This is a genomic window from Ottowia sp. (assembly GCF_047601385.1).
Lineage (GTDB): Bacteria > Pseudomonadota > Gammaproteobacteria > Burkholderiales > Burkholderiaceae_C > Ottowia.
In genome coordinates, this window is record NZ_JASGJP010000001.1 from 2,138,422 (window position 1) to 2,156,788 (window position 18,367).

At 67.3% G+C, this 18,367-nt stretch carries 13 protein-coding genes and 1 pseudogene; 9 read left to right on the forward strand and 5 right to left on the reverse strand.

Features of this window, described 5'->3' with window-relative positions:
* Positions 1 to 28: 28 nt before the first annotated feature.
* Both QM772_RS10450 and metC read right to left on the reverse strand, forming a co-directional pair.
* Complete coding sequence (locus tag QM772_RS10450) at positions 29 to 1,141, reverse strand: M14 family metallopeptidase (RefSeq protein ID WP_415136162.1); 1,113 nt, start codon at positions 1,139 to 1,141, stop codon at positions 29 to 31.
* A gap of 19 nt (positions 1,142 to 1,160) precedes the next feature.
* On the reverse strand, positions 1,161 to 2,369 hold the full coding sequence (metC, locus tag QM772_RS10455; RefSeq protein WP_415136164.1) for a cystathionine beta-lyase: 1,209 nt from the start codon (positions 2,367 to 2,369) through the stop codon (positions 1,161 to 1,163).
* A gap of 153 nt (positions 2,370 to 2,522) precedes the next feature.
* Here metC and QM772_RS10460 point away from each other — a divergent pair.
* The 3 genes and pseudogenes from QM772_RS10460 to QM772_RS10470 form a co-directional block, all read left to right on the forward strand.
* Positions 2,523 to 2,696: pseudogene (locus QM772_RS10460) on the forward strand (Lrp/AsnC family transcriptional regulator); the annotation flags it as partial.
* Positions 2,697 to 2,725: 29 nt separating this feature from the next.
* A protein-coding gene (locus QM772_RS10465) for an IS5 family transposase (protein ID WP_415136166.1) occupies positions 2,726 to 3,524 on the forward strand; the annotation gives its coding sequence in 2 pieces (ribosomal slippage) (positions 2,726 to 2,989 and positions 2,991 to 3,524; 798 coding nt in all).
* Positions 3,525 to 3,575: 51 nt separating this feature from the next.
* Positions 3,576 to 3,848 (forward strand): Lrp/AsnC ligand binding domain-containing protein, encoded by a 273-nt coding sequence (locus QM772_RS10470; protein ID WP_415136168.1) that lies wholly within the window; start codon positions 3,576 to 3,578, stop codon positions 3,846 to 3,848.
* Between the two features lie 159 nt (positions 3,849 to 4,007).
* Here the strand turns inward: QM772_RS10470 and putA are convergent, their stop codons facing one another.
* On the reverse strand, positions 4,008 to 7,751 hold the full coding sequence (gene putA / locus QM772_RS10475; RefSeq protein ID WP_415136170.1) for a trifunctional transcriptional regulator/proline dehydrogenase/L-glutamate gamma-semialdehyde dehydrogenase: 3,744 nt from the start codon (positions 7,749 to 7,751) through the stop codon (positions 4,008 to 4,010).
* Between the two features lie 95 nt (positions 7,752 to 7,846).
* Between putA and QM772_RS10480 the strand changes: the two genes are divergently transcribed.
* The 4 genes from QM772_RS10480 (at position 7,847) to QM772_RS10495 (ending at position 11,106) form a co-directional block, all read left to right on the forward strand.
* Positions 7,847 to 8,317 carry a winged helix-turn-helix transcriptional regulator gene (locus tag QM772_RS10480; RefSeq protein ID WP_415136172.1) on the forward strand — a complete coding sequence of 157 codons (471 nt, stop codon included), beginning with the start codon at positions 7,847 to 7,849 and terminating at the stop codon, positions 8,315 to 8,317.
* A 180-nt stretch (positions 8,318 to 8,497) separates the two neighbouring features.
* Positions 8,498 to 8,932 (forward strand): helix-turn-helix domain-containing protein, encoded by a 435-nt coding sequence (locus QM772_RS10485; RefSeq protein ID WP_415136174.1) that lies wholly within the window; start codon positions 8,498 to 8,500, stop codon positions 8,930 to 8,932.
* 49 nt (positions 8,933 to 8,981) lie between these two features.
* Positions 8,982 to 10,175 (forward strand): ATP-binding protein, encoded by a 1,194-nt coding sequence (locus QM772_RS10490; protein WP_415136176.1) that lies wholly within the window; start codon positions 8,982 to 8,984, stop codon positions 10,173 to 10,175.
* A gap of 343 nt (positions 10,176 to 10,518) precedes the next feature.
* On the forward strand, positions 10,519 to 11,106 hold the full coding sequence (locus tag QM772_RS10495; protein ID WP_415136178.1) for an NnrU family protein: 588 nt from the start codon (positions 10,519 to 10,521) through the stop codon (positions 11,104 to 11,106).
* Between the two features lie 434 nt (positions 11,107 to 11,540).
* Here QM772_RS10495 and QM772_RS10500 read toward each other — a convergent pair whose 3' ends face one another.
* The gene (locus QM772_RS10500) at positions 11,541 to 14,816 is read right to left on the reverse strand and encodes a carboxyl transferase domain-containing protein (protein WP_415139552.1); all 3,276 of its coding nucleotides are present in this window, start codon (positions 14,814 to 14,816) and stop codon (positions 11,541 to 11,543) included.
* An 83-nt stretch (positions 14,817 to 14,899) separates the two neighbouring features.
* Positions 14,900 to 16,519 (reverse strand): AMP-binding protein, encoded by a 1,620-nt coding sequence (locus tag QM772_RS10505; RefSeq protein WP_415136180.1) that lies wholly within the window; start codon positions 16,517 to 16,519, stop codon positions 14,900 to 14,902.
* Between the two features lie 177 nt (positions 16,520 to 16,696).
* On the opposite strand from QM772_RS10505, the gene QM772_RS10510 reads away from it, so the two are divergent.
* Entirely contained in the window at positions 16,697 to 17,695 is a 999-nt protein-coding gene (locus QM772_RS10510; RefSeq protein WP_415139554.1) for a Bug family tripartite tricarboxylate transporter substrate binding protein, read from the forward strand.
* Positions 17,692 to 18,360: a TetR/AcrR family transcriptional regulator gene (locus QM772_RS10515; RefSeq protein ID WP_415136182.1), complete on the forward strand. Its 669-nt coding sequence runs from the start codon at positions 17,692 to 17,694 to the stop codon at positions 18,358 to 18,360. Before QM772_RS10510 ends, QM772_RS10515 begins: the two co-directional genes overlap by 4 nt.
* Positions 18,361 to 18,367 lie beyond the last annotated feature (7 nt).

Consider the following 18,367-nt stretch of genomic DNA (forward strand, 5'->3'; position numbering starts at 1 on the left):
GCAATTTTTGGTGGGTTTCAGGGGAATGTCAGGTCCAAGCCTTCAAGCCTTCCAGCGCTGCGAGCTGAATTTGTTGGGCGTGGGCAATGACCTGGCTGCGCCAAGCAGGGTCTGCGGAAGTGAAGGCTTCGTGCACCTGGCGTCGGAGCTGCGCAAGCTGCACCGCGTCGCCGGAAACATCCCCGAAGCGAAGCCAGCGATCTATGCGCAACTGGTCGAAAGTCTCCTTCAATGGGAGCACGCCGAACTCGACGACAGCCCCTGTCACCGCGGCTTGGGGCATCGCATCCCTCACTCCATAGAACACCAGGCCGTTGTAGGGAGGACGGTCGGAGCCGTCGTATCCGTCATCGTTCTCGATGGCCTGCACGCTCCACCATTCGCAGGCACGCAGCCACTCGGGGCTGCCTCGCTCGCTAAAGCACAGGAAGAACGGCTCGCCTGGTTGGCCGAGCCCGGTGTGCCAGTCGATGAACCCGAGCTTCTTCACCGCCGGTAGGTGTTTGGCAAGGATTTCCCGTAGGGAGTCGCTGGACCATTGAGCGGCTTGACCACCGTATTGCAGGCCGCTCGGCACTTCGTATTGCCCCTTCATGATGCATTCGGTCCAGGCCTCGCGGCCATTGGCCTCTATCCAGCGCTCAATCGCCTCATCCGCCTCGGCCTTGGTTTGCGGATTCCACTGTTCTGGGCACAAAAAGGGATGCAATTCTAGGTATGCACGGTTTTCTGGAAGCGGTTTACTGAAATCAATGAAGTTGCGATTGATGTCAACATTGTTTTCATTCGTTCGCGTCGAATGTGCAAATCCGTAGGGATTCAACCCGTGGACCAGCACTACGCTGACGTCTTCAGGTAGATTAGCGAGGACTCCTGATTGCATCAATGCGATTTGGGCAGCTGAGCCTGTGTAGCCTTCCGCGCCATGGGTACCAGAAATAATCAGCAATGCATTGCTGGCTTTCAATACCCCCCAAGTAGCCACATGGATGAATAGGGGCTCGCCATCAGGGTCCACGGCCTCGGGATGGCGATAGGAATAGAGCGTGCCTTGAGCAGTTTCGCAGGCTTCTGAGAACTTGCGTTTCGCCGCGGCATAGGTTTCCGAGAAACTATCAAGACCTTTGATTGTTTCACTCATGGTTTAGTATTCGTTTTTGTCAGGCGTAAGAATTCAATGTGCAAGCGGCGTCGAGCGCCTGATGCATATCGGAAATAAGATCGTCTGCGCCTTCCAGGCCCGCATGAATGCGCAGAAGCGAGCCAGCGAGGCACGCAGGCTTGGCACTGCGCGTTGGTGGTGGGTCGACGAGAAGCACAAGGCTTTCGTAACCTCCCCATGACAGGCCAATCCCAAACAGTTCCAGGCGCTTGAAGAGTTCTGACAGCTGCTTTCGGCTCATGGGCTTGAGCAGAACGCCGAACAGTCCACTCGCACCCTTGAAGTCGCGCTTCCAGATTTGATGACCAGGGTCTTCGGGTAACGCCGGATGCATGACCTTCAGGACTGCGGGGTGTTCTCGCAGACTGGCCGCCAATCTCAAGCCAGTCTCCCAGTGCCGTTGAAGCCGCACGGCCATGGTGCGAAGTCCGCGCAGGGCCAGAAAGACATCGTCTGGGCCAGCCGTCTCTCCGAAGTGATGCGCACTCTGTTGCAGCAGCGGCCACGCCCGCTCGTTTGCCGTCGCCACGCCCAATAGGGCGTCCGAGTGTCCAACGATGTACTTGGTGGCCGCGTGGATGGAGATGTCCACGCCATGCGCAAAGGGCTTGAAGTACAGAGGCGTTGCCCACGTGTTGTCGAGCACCACGAAAGCGCCGATTGAGCGAGCGAGGCCCGCAATCGCCGGGATGTCCTGCACCTCGAACGTCATGGAGCCTGGCGACTCCACATAAATCACCCGCGTAGATGCCTTCAGTTTCTGCCGAAGATCGTCCAGATTGGTAGGATGAAAATAATCTACCTCAATCTGCATCCGTTTCAGCACCTGCTCGGCGAAATTCCGAGTCGGCCCATATACGCTGTCACTCATTAATAGATGGTCGCCTGATTGGAGCAACCCCATCAGTGTATGAGTGCATGCCGAAAGGCCGGACGGGAACAAGATGGATTGATGCCCGCCTTCGAGAGAGGCGACCGCGCACTCAAGCGAGCGGGTGAGGGGTGACCCGAATCTGCCATAACTGGCCATAGGGTTGTCAACGCTCTTTCGAGATTCCCATTCTTCCAGCGAATCCGCGAGAATCGTTGAGCCCCTGTATACGGGGACATTAACCATGCCGGAGTGTTCAGTTGGCGCGCGTCCGACGCGTGACAACTGAGTATGAAGATCGTACAGAGACGAATTGGAAGATGCTAGCAGGCTCATGCAGAAAGGGGGAAAGCAGAAAATTACGTTTGTATATAGCTGCTGGAATTCTATCTCTCAAGCATTGGCATTAAATTGCAATTTTTGCCTCTAGCGAGCGTCATTGAAGAAATCTATACCAAAACTTGTCGATCTACAGGTATAATTTGCTTCATGAAGGTCGAGTCTGAAAAATTAGACAACTACGATCGGCGGATACTTGAGGCGCTTCAAGAGAACGCGGACATCGCCGTAGCAGAACTGGCTGAGCGGGTAGGCTTGACGACGTCCCCGTGCTGGCGACGTGTTCAGCGGCTTGAGGAACGAGGCGTCATCCGTAAGAGCGTGTTTACGATCTCATCCCCGACAATCCTTGGGTGAAGAGAAAGCCGTACCCAAGCGACATAAGTCGAGAGAAGTTTGCCGAGATAGAGCCGCTGCTGCGCAGCGTTCGGCGCAGCACCAAACCGATCAAGCTCGATCTGTACGAGGTGTTCTGTGCAGTGCTGTACCTGCTGCGCACGGGTTGCCAGTGGCGCTATCTGCCACCGCAGTTCCCCAAGTGGCACAACGTCTATGCGTACTGGCGCAAGTGGAGCGAGCCTGACCAGCACGGAGTGAGCGTGCTGGAGCAGGCTTTAAAAAAATCAGGTTGGCGCGGCCCGAGAGAAACTGGGGCGCAACGCCTGCAGCGCGTTCTTGATCGTGGACGCGCAGAGCGTCAAGAACGCTGACACAGCGGGCTTCAAAGGCTACGACGCAGGCAAGAAAGTCTCGGGTATCAAGCGACACATCGCGGTGGACACCCAGGGCCTGCCCCATGCCGTGGCGGTAACCACAGCCGAAGTGACGGATCGCAAAGGAGCGCTTGCGGCATTCAAGCGCTGCAAGCAGTCGCTGGGGCGGGTGCAAAGTGTGCTGACGGACAGCGGCTACACAGGAGCTCCCTTCGCCCAAGGCGTCAAGGACATCCTGGGTGAGCATGTGACGGTGCAGATTGCCAAGCGAAGCGAGCTGCACACTTTCAAGGTCATGCCCCAGCGCTGGGTGGTTGAGCGCAGCTTTGCGTGGTTGGAGAAAAACCGCAGGCTATGGAAGAACTGTGAGCGATGGCTCAATACCAGCTTGCAGTTCGTCCACTTGGCGTTTCTGGCTCTGCTACTCAGGAGATCGTAAACACGCTCTAAGCGCGTGGCCTTGTTGGACGCGCGCCGACTGGACCTGGACGTGACGGTGTTCATCTTGGTAAGGACCAGTCAGCACCGCATTGACTGGTTCGAGTCTTTTCACGCGCTTGTGAAGTCGTTGCCTGACGTGGTGGAGTTTTACCGGGTCACCGGCAGCACTGACTACCTGCTCAAGGTGGTGGTATCAAGCATTCAGGGCTATGACCGCGTATACAAGACGTTGATTGAAGGGGCAGAACTCGCAGATGTCACCTCGATGTTCGCCATGGAGCAAATCAAGTACACGACAGCATTGCCAGTGCAGCGAGCCTAGTTGCGAAGTATCAGGGCGCTGCAACCATAGCAGCTGAAGCGCTACACCGAGGCGGTGGGGTGCGAGCTTCAGGTCAGGCTGGCGCCGCAGCGGTGATTCAGGGTCAAATCGGGCTCCAGCGCCCGCCAGTCAAGCGCCAGCAGCTATTGAATCAATAGCTCACCCCATCGTCATTAGACTCGCATTCCCCCCCGCCGCTGCGGTGTTGACGCTGACGGCGCGCTCGTTCAGCAGGCGCTCCAGCGGGACGGCAGCGTCACCGGGCGCCAGGGCGGCCAGGGTGACGATGGGGCCGGGGCGGGCGGCCAGGGCCTGGCCGACGGCCTGAGTCGTCTGCGGGTCGCCGTGCAGGAGCACGGCCTCGAAGTCCACCTGCGGCGATCGCCAGTCGCTGGCCAGGGCCACCTGCGTCTGCACGTCGAGCGGCAGGCGCGCCCAGTCGGCTTCCGCTTCGGCGGGCCAGACGGCCTGGGCGCCGACGGTGAGCACGGCCGCCAGTTGCACCAGCCGGTCGGCCGGGTCGGCGGCCAGGCACAGCACGCGGGCGCGCGGGTGCAGGGCGTAGGTGTTGCGCTCGCCGGTGGGGCCGGTGAGCAGGCGCGCGCGCTGACCCGGCAGCGTGGCGGCCAGTTGCGCCAGGCGCTGGTCGGCATCGGCGAGGCCGGCCGATTGCAATGCTTTTGATAGCTGCTGGCGCATGTCCGTCGCGCGCTGCGGGCCGATTTGATTCAAATCGGCCGAAACGGGTCCACCCAGCGCATCGACGGCGCGCCGCGCCGCATCGGCCGGCTTGCGCGCCAGCAGGCGCAGCAGGTACAGCGGGCCGCCGGCCTTGGGGCCGGTGCCGGACAGGCCCTCGCCGCCGAAGGGCTGCACGCCGACCACGGCGCCGACCAGGTTGCGGTTGACGTAGAGGTTGCCGGCCTGCACGCGCGCCGTCACGTGGGCGATGGTCTCGTCGATGCGGGTGTGCACGCCGGCCGTCAGGCCGTAGCCGGTGGCGTTGATCTGGGCGATCAGCTCATCCAGCTCGGTGCGGCGGTAGCGCAGCACGTGCAGCACGGGGCCGAAGACTTCGCGCTCCAGCTGGTCCAGGCGGTCGATCTCGATCAGCGTGGGCGGGATGAAGGTGCCCTGCGCCTGGCTGGCGGCCAGGCCGCGGGCGCTCTGGTGCACGGCGTGGCCGCGCTGGCGCATGGCGTCGGTGTGGCGCTGGATGCCGGCCTGCGCCTCGGCGTCGATCACGGGGCCGACGTCGGTGGCCAGGGCCACGGGGTTGCCGATGGCGGCCTCGTCCATGGCGCCCTTGAGCATGGCGAGCACGCGCGCGGCCACGTCGTCCTGCACGCACAGCACGCGCAGGGCCGAGCAGCGCTGGCCGGCGGAGTCGAAGGCGGACTGCATCACGTCCACCACCACCTGCTCGGTGAGGGCGGAGGAATCGACGATGAGGGCGTTCTGCCCGCCGGTCTCGGCGATCAGGGGCACGGGCTGGCCGCCGGGGTTCAGGCGGCCGGCCAATTGGCGCTGCAACAGGCGCGCCACCTCGGTGGAGCCGGTGAACATGACGCCCCGCACGCGCGCGTCGCCCACCAGCGCGGCGCCGACGGTGGCGCCGTCGCCGGGCAGCAGTTGCAGCGCGCCGGCGGGCACGCCGGCGGCGTGCAGCAGGCGCACGGCGGCGTGGGCGACCAGCGGGGTCTGCTCGGCGGGCTTGGCCAGCACCGCGTTGCCGGCGGCCAGCGCGGCGGCCACCTGGCCGGTGAAGATGGCCAGCGGGAAGTTCCACGGGCTGATGCACACCACGGGGCCGAGCGGCACGTGGGTGGCGTTGTCGAACTGCTCGCGCACCTGCGCGGCGTAGAAGCGCAGGAAGTCGGCCGCCTCGCGCACCTCGGCGATGGCGTTGGACCAGGTCTTGCCGGCCTCGCGCACCAGCAGGCCCATGAGGGCATCGCGCTGCTGCTCGAAGGCGTCGGCGGCGCGCGCCAGCGCGGCGGCGCGCTCGGCGGGGGCGGTGGCGGCCCAGGCGGGGGCGCTGGCGGCGGCATCGGCCAGCGCGAGTTGCACGTCGGCGGCGCTGGCGTTTTGCACCTGGCCGACCACGTCGGCGTGGTCGGCGGGGTTGCGCACCGGCTGGGGGGCTTCGGGCTGCGCGGCGTTCAGCATCAAAGGGGCCGCCAGCCCGCGTGGATCAAGCGCTGACAGCAATGATTTCGATAGCGATTCCAGCGTGTGCTCGTCAGCCAGGTCGATGCCGCGCGAGTTGCGGCGGGCATCACCGTACAGCTCCACCGGCAGCGGGATGCGCGGGTGCTTCAGGCCGGGCGCGCCCTCGGCGGCGGCGGTCTGCTCGACCTGCGCCACGGGGTCGGCGATGAGCGATTCGATCGGCACCTCGGCGTCGGCGATGCGGTTGACGAAGGAGGTGTTGGCGCCGTTCTCCAGCAGGCGGCGCACCAGGTAGGCCAGCAGCGTCTCGTGCGTGCCCACCGGCGCGTAGATGCGGCAGGGGCGGCCCAAACGCCCCTCGCCCTGGCCCACCACCTGCTCGTACAGCGGCTCGCCCATGCCGTGCAGGCACTGGAACTCGTACTGCCCCGCGTAGTAGTTGGGCCCGGCCATCTGCACGATGGCGGCCAGCGACTGGGCGTTGTGGGTGGCGAACTGCGGGTACACCGCCTCGGGCGCGGCCAGCAGCTTGCGCGCGCAGGCGAGGTAGCTCACGTCGGTGTGCGTCTTGCGGGTGTAGACGGGGTAGTCGGCCTGGCCGTCCACCTGGGCGCGCTTGATCTCGCTGTCCCAGTAGGCGCCTTTCACCAGGCGGATCATCAGCCGGCGCCCGGTGCGGCGCGCCAGGTCGATGACGAAGTCGATCACGAACGGGCAGCGCTTCTGGTACGCCTGGATGACGAAGCCGATGCCGTTCCAGCCCGCCAGCTCGGGCGCCTGGCACAGGCGCTCCAGCAGGTCGAGCGACAGCTCCAGCCGGTCGGCCTCCTCGGCGTCGATGTTGATGCCCACGTCGTATTTGCGCGCCAGTTGCACCAGGCCCAGCACGCGGGGATAGAGCTCGGCCAGCACGCGCGCGCGCTGCGCGCGGCTGTAGCGCGGGTGCAGGGCCGAGAGCTTGATCGACAGGCCCGGCCCCTCGTAGATGCCGCGCCCGGCGCTGGCCTTGCCGATGGCGTGGATGGCGTCCTCGTAGCTGCGCAGGTAGCGCGCCGCGTCGTCGGCCGTCAGCGCCGCCTCGCCCAGCATGTCGTAGCTGTAGCGGAAGCCCTGCGCCTCCAGCGCGCGGGCGTTCCCCAGCGCCTCGGCGATGGTTTCGCCGGTGACGAACTGCTCGCCCATCATGCGCATCGCCATGTCCACGCCCTTGCGGATCAGCGGCTCGCCGCCCTTGGCCGTCAGCCGGGCCAGCGCGCCGCCCAGCGACGCCTCGCTGTGGGTGCCCACCAGCTTGCCCGTGATCAGCAGGCCCCAGGCCGCCGCGTTGACGAACAGCGAGGGGCTCTGCCCCAGGTGCGCCTGCCACTGGCCGCGCGCCACCTTGTCGCGAATCAGCGCGTCGCGCGTGGCTGCGTCGGGGATGCGCAGCAGCGCCTCGGCCAGGCACATCAGCGCCACGCCCTCCTGCGAGGACAGCGCGAACTCTTGCAGCAGCCCCTGCACGATGCCGGCGCGCCCGCTCTGGCGCTTGCGGCGGCGCAGCGTGTCGGCCAGCTTGTAGGCCAGGTCGTGCGCGGCCTCGGCCTGCGGCGCCGGCAGGCGCGCCAGCGGCAGCAGGGCCTGCACGGCCTCGGGCTCGGGCCGGCGCGTGGCGGCGGTGATGGCGTCGCGCAGCGGGCCTTGGGGGGCCAGTTCGGCTTGCAGGGGGGCGAAGGGGGATGGGGTGGTCATGACGGCTGGGTTGCTGAGTGATCCGCCATTGTTTCCGTTATCCGGCCGAATGTTTTGCTGATTTTCGGCGTTGAAATAGTGGAAACTTCGGCACCATGCCCCCCGCCGAACTCGACCGCATCGACCTGCGCATCCTCCGGCTGTTGCAGCAGGACGGCCGCATCAGCAACCAGAAGCTGGCCGACAGCGTGGGGCTGTCGCCCACCGCCGTGCTGGCGCGCGTGCAGCGGCTGACGCGCGACGGCGTCATCCTGGGCTACCGGGCCGAGCTGAACCCGGACAAGCTGGGGCGCGGGCTGGTGGTCTTCGTCGAGGTGCTGCTGGACCGCACCACGCCCGGCGTGTTCGACGCCTTCAAGGCCGCCGCGCAGGTGCGCGAGGAAATCCTGGAATGCCACATGGTGGCCGGCGGCTTCGACTACCTGCTGAAGACCCGCATGGCCGACATGGCCGCCTACCGCGCCTTCGCCGGCCAGGTGCTGTGGCAGCTGCCGGGCGTGCGCGAGACGCGCACCTACGCGGTGATGGAGGAGGTCAAGAGCGGCGGGGCGCTGCCGCTGGGGTGAGCGGCTTGCGCTGCCCCCCGGAGACCATCACGTCCCAGAAAAAGCGAACCGCATAATGAACTCGGCTTTGGGATATCGAAGGCAAGGGCACGCTCACCCGAGCGCCTCCAACCTACCCAAGCAGGAGGTCAAGCAGGCCATCGCCGCTGTTGATGACTTCTTGCATCTGGCAGCGAAGAAATGAATCAACCTGACCTCACCCAGCTACTGCACAGCCTGATCGCCACATGGGAAAACGAGGTGGTGGAGTTCAAGCAGGCGGGCAGCGACTACAGCACCGACGACATCGGAAAGTACTTCTCTGCACTGGCGAATGAGGCCAACCTGCGTGGCGCTGACTGCGGCTGGCTGGTATTCGGCGTCAACAACAAGACCCGCCGTGTGGTCGGCACGGACTACCGCCCACAAGCGGAGCGCCTGCATTCGCTCAAGATGCAGATTGCCGAAAATGCCGAACCTCGCATCACCTTCCGTGACATCCACGAATGGGCCCATGCCGATGGCCGCGTGCTGCTGTTCGAGGTACCCGCGGCGCCACGGGGTATCCCCATTGCATGGAAATGGTCACTACTATGCTCGCGCTGGCGAGAGCCTAATTTCGCTGGGGCTGGATAAGCTGGATGAGATCCGTCGCCAGACACTGGCACAGGATTGGACGGCGCAGGTGATTCCCGGCACAACGCTGGATGCTCTGGACGAGGCGGCTGTGCGCAAGGCGCGTGAGTCTTTCGCGCAGAAGTACGCCAACCGCTTTCAGCCTGGTGAGGTCGAAAGCTGGCCATTGGCCACCTTCCTCGACCGCGCCCGCGTGACACAGGACGGCCAGATCACCCGTGCCGCGCTGTTGCTGTTGGGCAAGGCTGAATCGACCTGGCGCCTGTCTCCCTATCCGGCACAACTGACCTGGAAGCTGGAAGGCCCAGAGCGGGCCTACGAGCATTTCGGCCCGCCATTCCTGTTGAGTACGACACGCTTGTACCAGCGCATCCGCAACATCCAGCTTCGACTGCTGCCGCAAGACGAGTTGTTGCCGATTGAAATCTCCAAGTACGACCAGAAGATCGTGCTGGAGGCCCTGCACAACTGCATTGCCCATCAGGACTACACCCGCAATGGACGCGTGGTGGTGACTGAGTTGCCGGACAGGTTGGTGTTCGAGAATGAAGGCAGCTTCTTCGAAGGTCAGCCAGACGAATACATTCAGGGCGACAAAACCCCGCGCCGCTACCGCAATCCGGCGCTGGCCCAGGCGATGGTCGAGCTGAACATGATCGACACCATGGGCTACGGCATCCACTCGATCTATGCTGGGCAGGCCAGGCGCTACTTCCCTCTTCCTGACTACGATTTGAGTGAGCCGGATGCCGTCAAGCTGACGGTCTACGGTGGTGTGGTGGACCCCGCCTACAGCCGGTTGCTAATTCAGAAAACCGACCTGCCACTGGCGGATGTGCTGGCGCTGGACCGTGTACAGAAAAAGCTCCCCATTCCCGACGAAGCGGCCACCCGCCTACGGCGCAGCAAGCTGATCGAAGGGCGCAAGCCCAACTTCCACGTATCGGCCGCCGTGGCCGAGGCGACGGCGAACAAGGCCGACTACATCCGCACCCGGGCGCAGGACGACGCCTTCTACGCCAAGTTGCTGACCGACTATCTGGAGAAGTTCGGTCAGGCCAACCGTGCCGAGATCAACCAGTTGCTGATGGACAAGCTGAGCGATGCGCTGAATGACAAGCAGAAGTACAACAAGATCAGCAGCTTGCTGACCAGGCTGCGCCGCCATGGGGTGATCGTCAACACCGGCTCGGACACGGCTTCTTGCTGGCGGCTGACAGAGAGAATTGCAAAGAGAAATTAGAGAGCTGCGAAGAGGGATAGATAAAACATCATAAAAATCAATGGGTTAGGAAAAAATTTGCACTCCGGCATTTAGGTTTCTGCAGAGAGGAATGGGTGGTTTTGATATCCAGGCCGGAGCTGCCGCTTTCGCCAAGCATTTCCCTTATCACGTGTCGATAAACCGGCGCCACGCGCGCCGAAGCCAGGCCGCGGCCCTTGCGCAGCACTCCAGCGAAAACGGCCACGCCCAACACTACGCCGGGCGACGTTGACGCCGCAGCCTGCGGTTGCTGGGGTGACAATTAGGGCCGGAGCGCACCCACCGCGCCCGGCTTTGAACCCACCAAAGTGAGCTGTAAAAAATGACTGTCCTCATCCTGGGCCTCGTGCTGTTCCTGGGGGCGCACTCGGTGCGCATCTTCGCCGACGGCTGGCGCACGCGCACCATCGCGCGCATCGGCGAGAAAGCCTGGAAGGGCCTGTATTCGCTGGTGTCGCTGGCCGGCTTCGCGCTGATCGTGTGGGGCTTTTCGCTGGCGCGGCAGCAGCCGGTGCTGCTGTGGTCACCGCCGATGGGGCTGAAGCACCTCAATGCGCTGTTCACGCTGCTGGCCTTCGTCTTCCTGGCCGCCGCCTACGTGCCGCGCAACCAGATCAAGGCGCGGCTGCACCACCCGATGGTGCTGGGCGTGAAGCTGTGGGCCTTCGGGCACCTGCTGTCCACCGGCACGCTGGCGGGCGTGGTGCTGTTCGGCGCCTTCCTGCTGTGGGCCGTGCTGGACTTCCGCGCCGCCCGCCAGCGCGACCGCGCACTGGGCACCGTCTACCCATCGGGCACGCTGGCCGGCACCCTGGGCGCGGTGGTGGTGGGCGTGGTGGCCTGGGCGGCGTTCGCCTTCTGGCTGCACGCGGCGTGGATCGGCATCGCGCCGCTGGGGCGCACGCTTTGAAGCGTCTTTAGCTATCTTATCGATAGCTTCTGGCGCTTGCTGCAAGCGGGCTGATGGCCCTCCAATACGAAGGCGCGCTCAAGAGTCCAATCCGTTCACGCTGAGCTTGTCGAAGCGCCGCGCAGGGCTTCGACAAGCTCAGCCCGAACGGTTATCGATCGGCGCCGCGCTCAGCGCGTGACGGCCCAGTAGGCGGCCCCGAGCAGGGCCAGCGCCACCAGTTGGATCGCCAGGAATTCGGCCATGAGTGCCATCGCAGTCTCCATGCCGGCGCGGGATTGCGCCGCCCTTCGTTTGTCGCCGGGCGGCGTCAAGCGGCGCTGTCGCGGCGGCAAAGAAGCTGCGCCGGCATGTAAAGAAACCGCACTTTCGCTATATTATCAATAGCTGCTTTCGCTTATCCAGCAAGCTCTGGAGGCACTTTTTGCTCATGACTACCAGGTGTCCACGAACCGGTGCCCCGCCGCCGCCACGCGCGCCGAGGCCAGGCCGCGCGACAGCCAGGCGCGCGTCTCGGCCGGGTCGATGACGGCGTCGATCTCCAGCGTGGTGGCCATGTTCAGCGCTTCGCCGTGGGTGTATTGCTGCGCCACCAGCCTGGCGAACAGCGCGTCGCGCTCGGGGCCGGCGGGCAGGGCCTCCAGCTCCTTGCGGTAGCCCAGGCGCACCGCGCCCTCCAGGCCCATGCCGCCGAACTCGCCGGTGGGCCAGGAGACGGTGAACACCGGCGCGTGGAAGCCGCCCGCCACCATGCCCATCGCCCCCAGGCCGTAGCCCTTGCGCAGCACCACGCCGAAGACGGGCACGCGCAGGCTGGCGGCGGTGACGAACAGGCGGCACACGTGGCGCACCTGCGCCGTCGTTTCCACCTCGGGGCCGACCATGAAGCCGGGCGTGTCCACCAGGCTGACGATCGGCAGCCCGTGCGCGTTGCACAGCTGCATGAAGCGCGCGCCCTTGTCGGCGGCGGCGGCGTCGATGGCGCCGCCCAGGTGCAGCGGGTTGTTGGCGATCAGGCCGACGGGCCGGCCCTCGATGCGCGCCAGCGCGGTGTGCATGCCGGCGCCGAAGCCGGTGCGCAGCGGCAGCAGGCTGCCTTCGTCCACCAGGCCCTGCATGGCGGCGCGCGTGTCGTAGACGCGCAGGCGGTTCTCGGGCACGACGGCGCGCAGCGGGCGCTGGTCGGGCGTGATCCAGTCGCGCGTGCGGCCCTGGAAGTAGCCCAGGTACTGCCGCGCGGCGGCGACGGCCTGGGCCTCGTCGTCGACCAGCACGTCGATCACGCCGTTGCCGTGCTGCACGCCGCTGGGGCCGACCTCTTCGGGCTTGAACACGCCCAGGCCGCCGCCCTCGATCATGGCCGGCCCGCCCATGCCGAGGTTGCTGGCGCGGGTGGCGATGATGACGTCGCTGCACCCCACCAGCGCGGCGTTGCCGGCGAAGCAGCGGCCGTGCACCACGCCGACCACGGGCACCTGGCCCGAGAGCGCGGCGTAGCGCGCGAAGGTGTGGATGTGCAGGCCGGCGGTGACGGCGGTGTCGGTGTCGCCGGGGCGCCCGCCGCCGCCTTCGGCGAACAGCACCACGGGCAGCTGCTGCGCCAGCGCGATGTCGAGCATGCGGTCGGTCTTGGCGTGGTTGCGCATGCCCTGGGTGCCGGCGAGCACGGTGGCGTCGTAGGCCATGACGACGGTGCGCGCCTTCTCCTCGCCGAAGACCGGGCCGTTGACGCCGCCGATGCCGGTGACCATGCCGTCGGCGGGCGTGTTGGCGATCAGGTCCTCCAGGCTGCGGCGGCGCGTCTGCGCGGCGATGGCGAGCTGGCCGTATTCGATGAAGCTGCCTTCGTCGCACAGGTCGGCGATGTTCTCGCGCGCGGTGCGGCCGCGCTGGCGGCGCTTGGCGATGGCCTCGGGGCGCGCGGCGTCCAGCGTGAGGGCGTGGCGGTCCAGCACGCGCTGGAGGTCGGCGCGGATGTGGCCGGGGTCGTGCGCGGCGGCGGCGTCTTCGCGCGCGTGGGCCTCGCCCTCGATGCGCTCCAGCACCAGCAGCGCCTGCCCCTGCGCCAGGTAGCCGCCGGGCACGGCCAGCACCTGGCGCACGCGGCCGGCGTGCGGGGCGGCGAGCACGTGCTCCATCTTCATGGCCTCCAGCACGGCGAGTTCGGCGCCGGCGGGCACCTCGTCGCCCTCGGCCACGCTGAGCTGCACCAGGCGCGAGGGCATGGGCGCGGTGACGGCGCCTTCGGGGGCGGCGGCGGGCGGCGGCGCGGCTTCTTGGTCAAAAAGGTCGCCAGCGCCCGCCAGCAATGCGCCGGCAGCTATCGATTCTGAAGCGTCGAGCAGTTCGGGCAGCGCCGCTTCGAGCCAGCGCGTGTGCACCTGCTGGGTCGCCATCTCGGGCCGCTCGGCCAGGGCGCGCAGCAGCGGCAGGTTGGTGGCGACGCCGCGGATGCCGAACTCGGCCAGCGCGCGGCGCGAGCGGCGCAGCGCATCGGCGAAGCCGCCGCGCGCGTGCACGATGAGCTTGGCGAGCAGCGTGTCGTAGTGCGGCGAGGGCGTGGCGCCGGCGGCGCCGTGCGTGTCCACGCGCACGCCGGGGCCGGCGGGCAGGTCGAAGCGTGCCAGCGTGCCGCTGCCGGGCGTGGCCTGGCCTTGCGCGTCCAATGTCTCGGCGTTGATGCGCCACTGGATGGCGAAGCCCTGCGGGCGCGGCGGCGCGGCCGCATCCAGCCCGACCTGCGCCAGCGTGCGCCCGGCGGCCAGCGCGATCTGCGCCCGCACCAGATCGACGCCGGTGACTTCCTCGGTGATGGTGTGCTCGACTTGCAGGCGCGGGTTGGCCTCGATGAAGACGAAGGGCAGGTCGCTGCTGGCGAGGTCCACCAGGAACTCGAAGGTGCCCAGCCCTTCGTAGCGCACCTCGCGCGCCATGCGCAGCGCCGCTTCGGTCAGGCGCGCGCGCAACGCATCGGTGAGCGAGGGGCTGGGGGCGATCTCCACCAGCTTCTGGAAGCGCCGCTGCAGCGTGCATTCGCGCTCGCCGAGCGACAGCGCGTCGCGGCCGTCGCCGAGGATCTGCAACTCGACGTGGCGGGCGCCGTCCATCAGCCGCTCCACGTACACGCCATCGACGCCGAAGGCCGCGCGCGCCTCGCTGCGGCAGCGCTCGTAGGCGGCGGCCAGCTCGTCGGCACTGCGCACCGCGCGCATGCCGCGCCCGCCGCCGCCGCCGATGGCCTTGAGCATCACGCCCGCGCCTTTCTGCGCGGCGAGGAAGGCCTGCGCTTCCTCCAGCGTCACGGCGGCCTGGCTGCCGGGCATCAGCGGCACGCCTTGCTGCTTAGCCAACGCGCGCGCCTGCGCCTTGTCACCGAACAGTTCGAGCTGCTCGGGCGTGGGGCCGATGAAGCGGATGCCCGCGGCGGCGCAGGCGCGCGCGAAGTCGGCGCGCTCGCTCAGAAAGCCGTAGCCGGGGTGCACCGCGTCGCAGCCGTGCTCGCGCGCGAGGGCGATCAGGCGCGCGCCGCCCAAGTAGGCCGCCGGGCCGGTGGCGCCCAGGGCCACGGCCTGGTCGGCCGCGCGCACGTGCGGCGCCTGCGCGTCGTCGTCGGCGTACACGGCCAGGCTGTGGATGCCGAGCTCTTGCAGCGCGCGCACGACGCGCAGCGCGATCTCGCCCCGGTTGGCGACGAGGACTTTGTGGAACAGGGGTTGGGTCATGAATTAGCTACTGATAACATAGCTGCCAGCGCTTGCTGGGCGCTCGCTGGAGGCCGATTTGGCTTAGAAGATCAGTCCTTGTCTTTGAGCAGCCGCCGCAGCATCTTGCCGGCGCCGGTCACCGGCAGCTCGTCGATGAAGCGCACGTGCCTGGGCGCCTTGTAGGTCGCCATGTTCTGGCGCGACCAGGCGACGATCTCCTCGGCCGTCACGGCGGCGCCCGGCTGAAGGACGAGAAACGCCTTGACCACCTCGCCCTTGTCGGGGTCGGGCTGGCCGATGACGGCGGCCTGCTTCACCGCCGGGTGCTTGATGAGGATGGTCTCCACCTCCTCCGGGAACACGCTGTAGCCCGAGACCTTGATCATCTCCTTGTTGCGGCCGATGAAGGTGAGGTAGCCCTCGGTGTCCATGCGGCCCATGTCGCCGGTCCAGACCCAGCCGTCCTTCAGCGTGGCGGCGGTGGCCTCGGGCTTGTTCCAGTAGCCCTTGAAGTTGCCGGGCGACAGCAGGGCGATCTCGCCCATCTCGCCCACCGGCACCTCGGCGCCGGTGTCGGGATCGACGATGCGCACGGTGACGCCCGGCATCGGCTTGCCGTGCGTGCCCCAGCGGATGGCGTCGAAGGGCATGCCGGTGTCCATGGTGTGCGTCTCGCTCAGGCCGTAGGCGGCCTCGCAGGCCACGCAGGGGCCGCGCGTGAAGGTCTGCCACTGCCGGGCCAGCGGCTCGGTGAAGCTGATGCCGAAGCTGGTGACCGGGTTGCGCCGCAGGCTGCTCAAGTCGAAATCGGCCGCGCCGGGCACCTGCATGCAGGCCACGTTCATCGGCGCGATCGAGTACCAGTAGGTGACCTGGTAGCGGTCGATGGCCTGCAACACCGCCAGCGGGTCGAAGCGGAACAGCAGCACCTGCGCGCAGCCCACCAGCACCGGCGTGTTGACGCCCATCAGCATGCCGGCGATGTGGTAGAGCGGCGCGATGGACAGGCACACGTCCTGGGGCCCCACGCCGGCCGACTGCGCGGTGACCGTGGTCTTGAACAGCGCGTTGCCGTAGCTCAGCATCGCGCCCTTGGGCAGGCCGGTGGTGCCGCTGGTGTAGGTCATCAGCGCCACGTCGTCCATCGACACGGCCACCGGCGCAGGGCGCGCGTCGGCGCGCATCGCGGCCAGGAAGTCCTCGCAGCCGGGCGGCACCGTGCGCCCGGCCTGGCGCGCCGCCTGCAATTCGGCGGGCAGGTCAATCGCGGGCTCGGGCGGCAGCAGGTCGGCGTAGTGCACCGCGAACACGTGTTCCAGCGTGCTGGCCTCGCGCACCTTCAGCGCCACCGGCAGCAGGTCGGCCGCGGCGACGATCACCCGCGCCTTCAGGTCGTTCACCTGGTAGCCCAGCTCGTGCTCCTTGTTCAGCGGCCCGCTGGGGCAGACGACGGCGCCGATCTTCTGGATGCCGTAGTGCGCGACGACGTACTGCGGGCAGTTGTTGAGGAACATCACCACCGGGTCGCCCTTCTTCACGCCCAGCGCCTGCAGGCGCGCGGCGAAGGCGTCGCTGGCGCGGTCCAGCTCGGCCCAGGTCAGGGTGGCGCCGTACCAGACGATGGCCGTGCCGCCGGGCTTCGCGCGGGCATGGCTGCGCAGGTGTTCGTGCAGCGGCTGGTCGGGTTGTGCGGGGGCGGTTGTCTCCATGGCGTCACCTTCTAGGGGTTATCGATAGCCGGCCATCATGCGCCGGCGCTTGTGAGCGGGCAATGCTGCATCAACAATCCTACCAACGGGTAGAACCTGCGCGACACCGCGCAATCCCGTGCATGGCGCGCCATTCCCCCAAGGCGCCAGCCCCAACCCCAGGAGACACACCACATGATGCTGAAGAAACGCACCGCTCTCGGACTGATGGCGGCCGGCGCCGGCGCCCTGGCCGGCCTGCCGCTGCGCTCGGCGCTGGCCCAAGCCGCCGCGCCCTACCCCTCGAAGGCGCTGCGCTGGCTGGTGCCCTACCCGGCCGGCGGCGGCTCCGACTTTCTCGCGCGGGTGGCGGGGCTGGCGATGGCGGCCGACCTCAAGCAGCCGGTGGTGGTGGACAACAAGCCCGGCGGCAACGGCGCCATCGCCGTGGCCGACGTGAAGCGCTCGCCGGCCGACGGCTACACCCTGATCAACATCGACAACGGCATCATGGTCTTCAACTCGGTGCTGTACCAGAACCTGGGCTATTCGCCTGAAAAAGACCTGCAACTCGTCACCCTGCTGGCCAAGGGGCCGATGTTCCTGGCCGTGGGCCCGGCCAGCACGGCCCGGGACGCGCGCGAGTTCATCGCCCAGGTGCGCGCGCAGCCGGGCAAGCTCAGCTTCGCCTCGGCCGGCGCGGGCACGCCCCAGCACCTGGCGATGGAGTTGCTGATGAAACGCGCCGGGCTGTCCATGGTCCACATTCCCTACAAGGGCTCGTCGCCCGCGCTGGCCGACCTGGTGGGCGGCCAGGTGCCCGTGGCCATCACCGACTACGCCGCGGCGCGCGGCTTCTTCCAGGCCGGCAAGCTGCGCCCGCTGGCCATCACCGACGCCCAGCGCCACCCGTCGCTGCCCGACGTGCCGACCTTCAAGGAAGTCGGCATCGAGGGCATGGAGTTCGCCACCATGGTGGGCGTGGCCGTGCGCGCCGGCACGCCGATGGAGCACGTCCGGGCCTTGCAGCAGGCCGTGCGCCGGGCCATCCACTCGCCCGAGGTGCGCACCAAGTACGGCGAGTTCGGCATCGTGCCCGACGGCAACACGCCGGAGGAATTCCAGGCGCTGATCGGCGGCGAGATCAAGCGCTGGCACCCGCTGGTCAAGGAGTTGGGCATCCGTCTGGACGGATGAGCAGAACCCTGGCGCCAGCCCGCCAGCCGGCCGCCGGCGGGCACCCGCCGCACTCCGGGCGCCAGCGCGCGCGCACCCAGCGCGGCGGCGAGCAGCGCGCGCGCATCCTGGCCGTGGCGGCGCGCCTGTTCGCCGAGCAGGGCTACGCCGGCACCACCCTGGCGCAGATCGCGCAGGCGCTGGGCGTGAGCAAGCCCTTCGTCTATTACTACTTCCGCGACAAGCAGGAGGTGCTCGAAACCCTGTCGTGGCCGCCGGCGGTGGAATGCTTCACCGCGCTGGACTTCGCCGCCGACGACCCGCGCCGCGCCAGCCAGAAGGTGCTGGACGGCCTGGGCCGCCTGATCCGCGCCACCATCGACCACCACCCGGCGGCTTTCTTCCCCTACCTGGAGCCGCAGGCCTACCGCCCCGAATACCGGGCGGCGCAGAAGAAGCTGGCGCGCCACTTCTACGCCCGGCTCTACCCGCTGCTGGAGCAGGCGCGCGCCGACGGCGACCTGGACTTCCGCGACACCCAGCTGACGGCGCTGGCCGCGTGCAGCCTGCCCGGCTTCCTCTACTACTGGTACCGGCCCGACGGCCGCCTGCCGCCCGAGGCCGTGGCCGCCGAACTCACCGCGCTGGCGGCGCGCGTGCTCGGCCTGCGCGGCGCGGCGTGCTGAGCGCCTG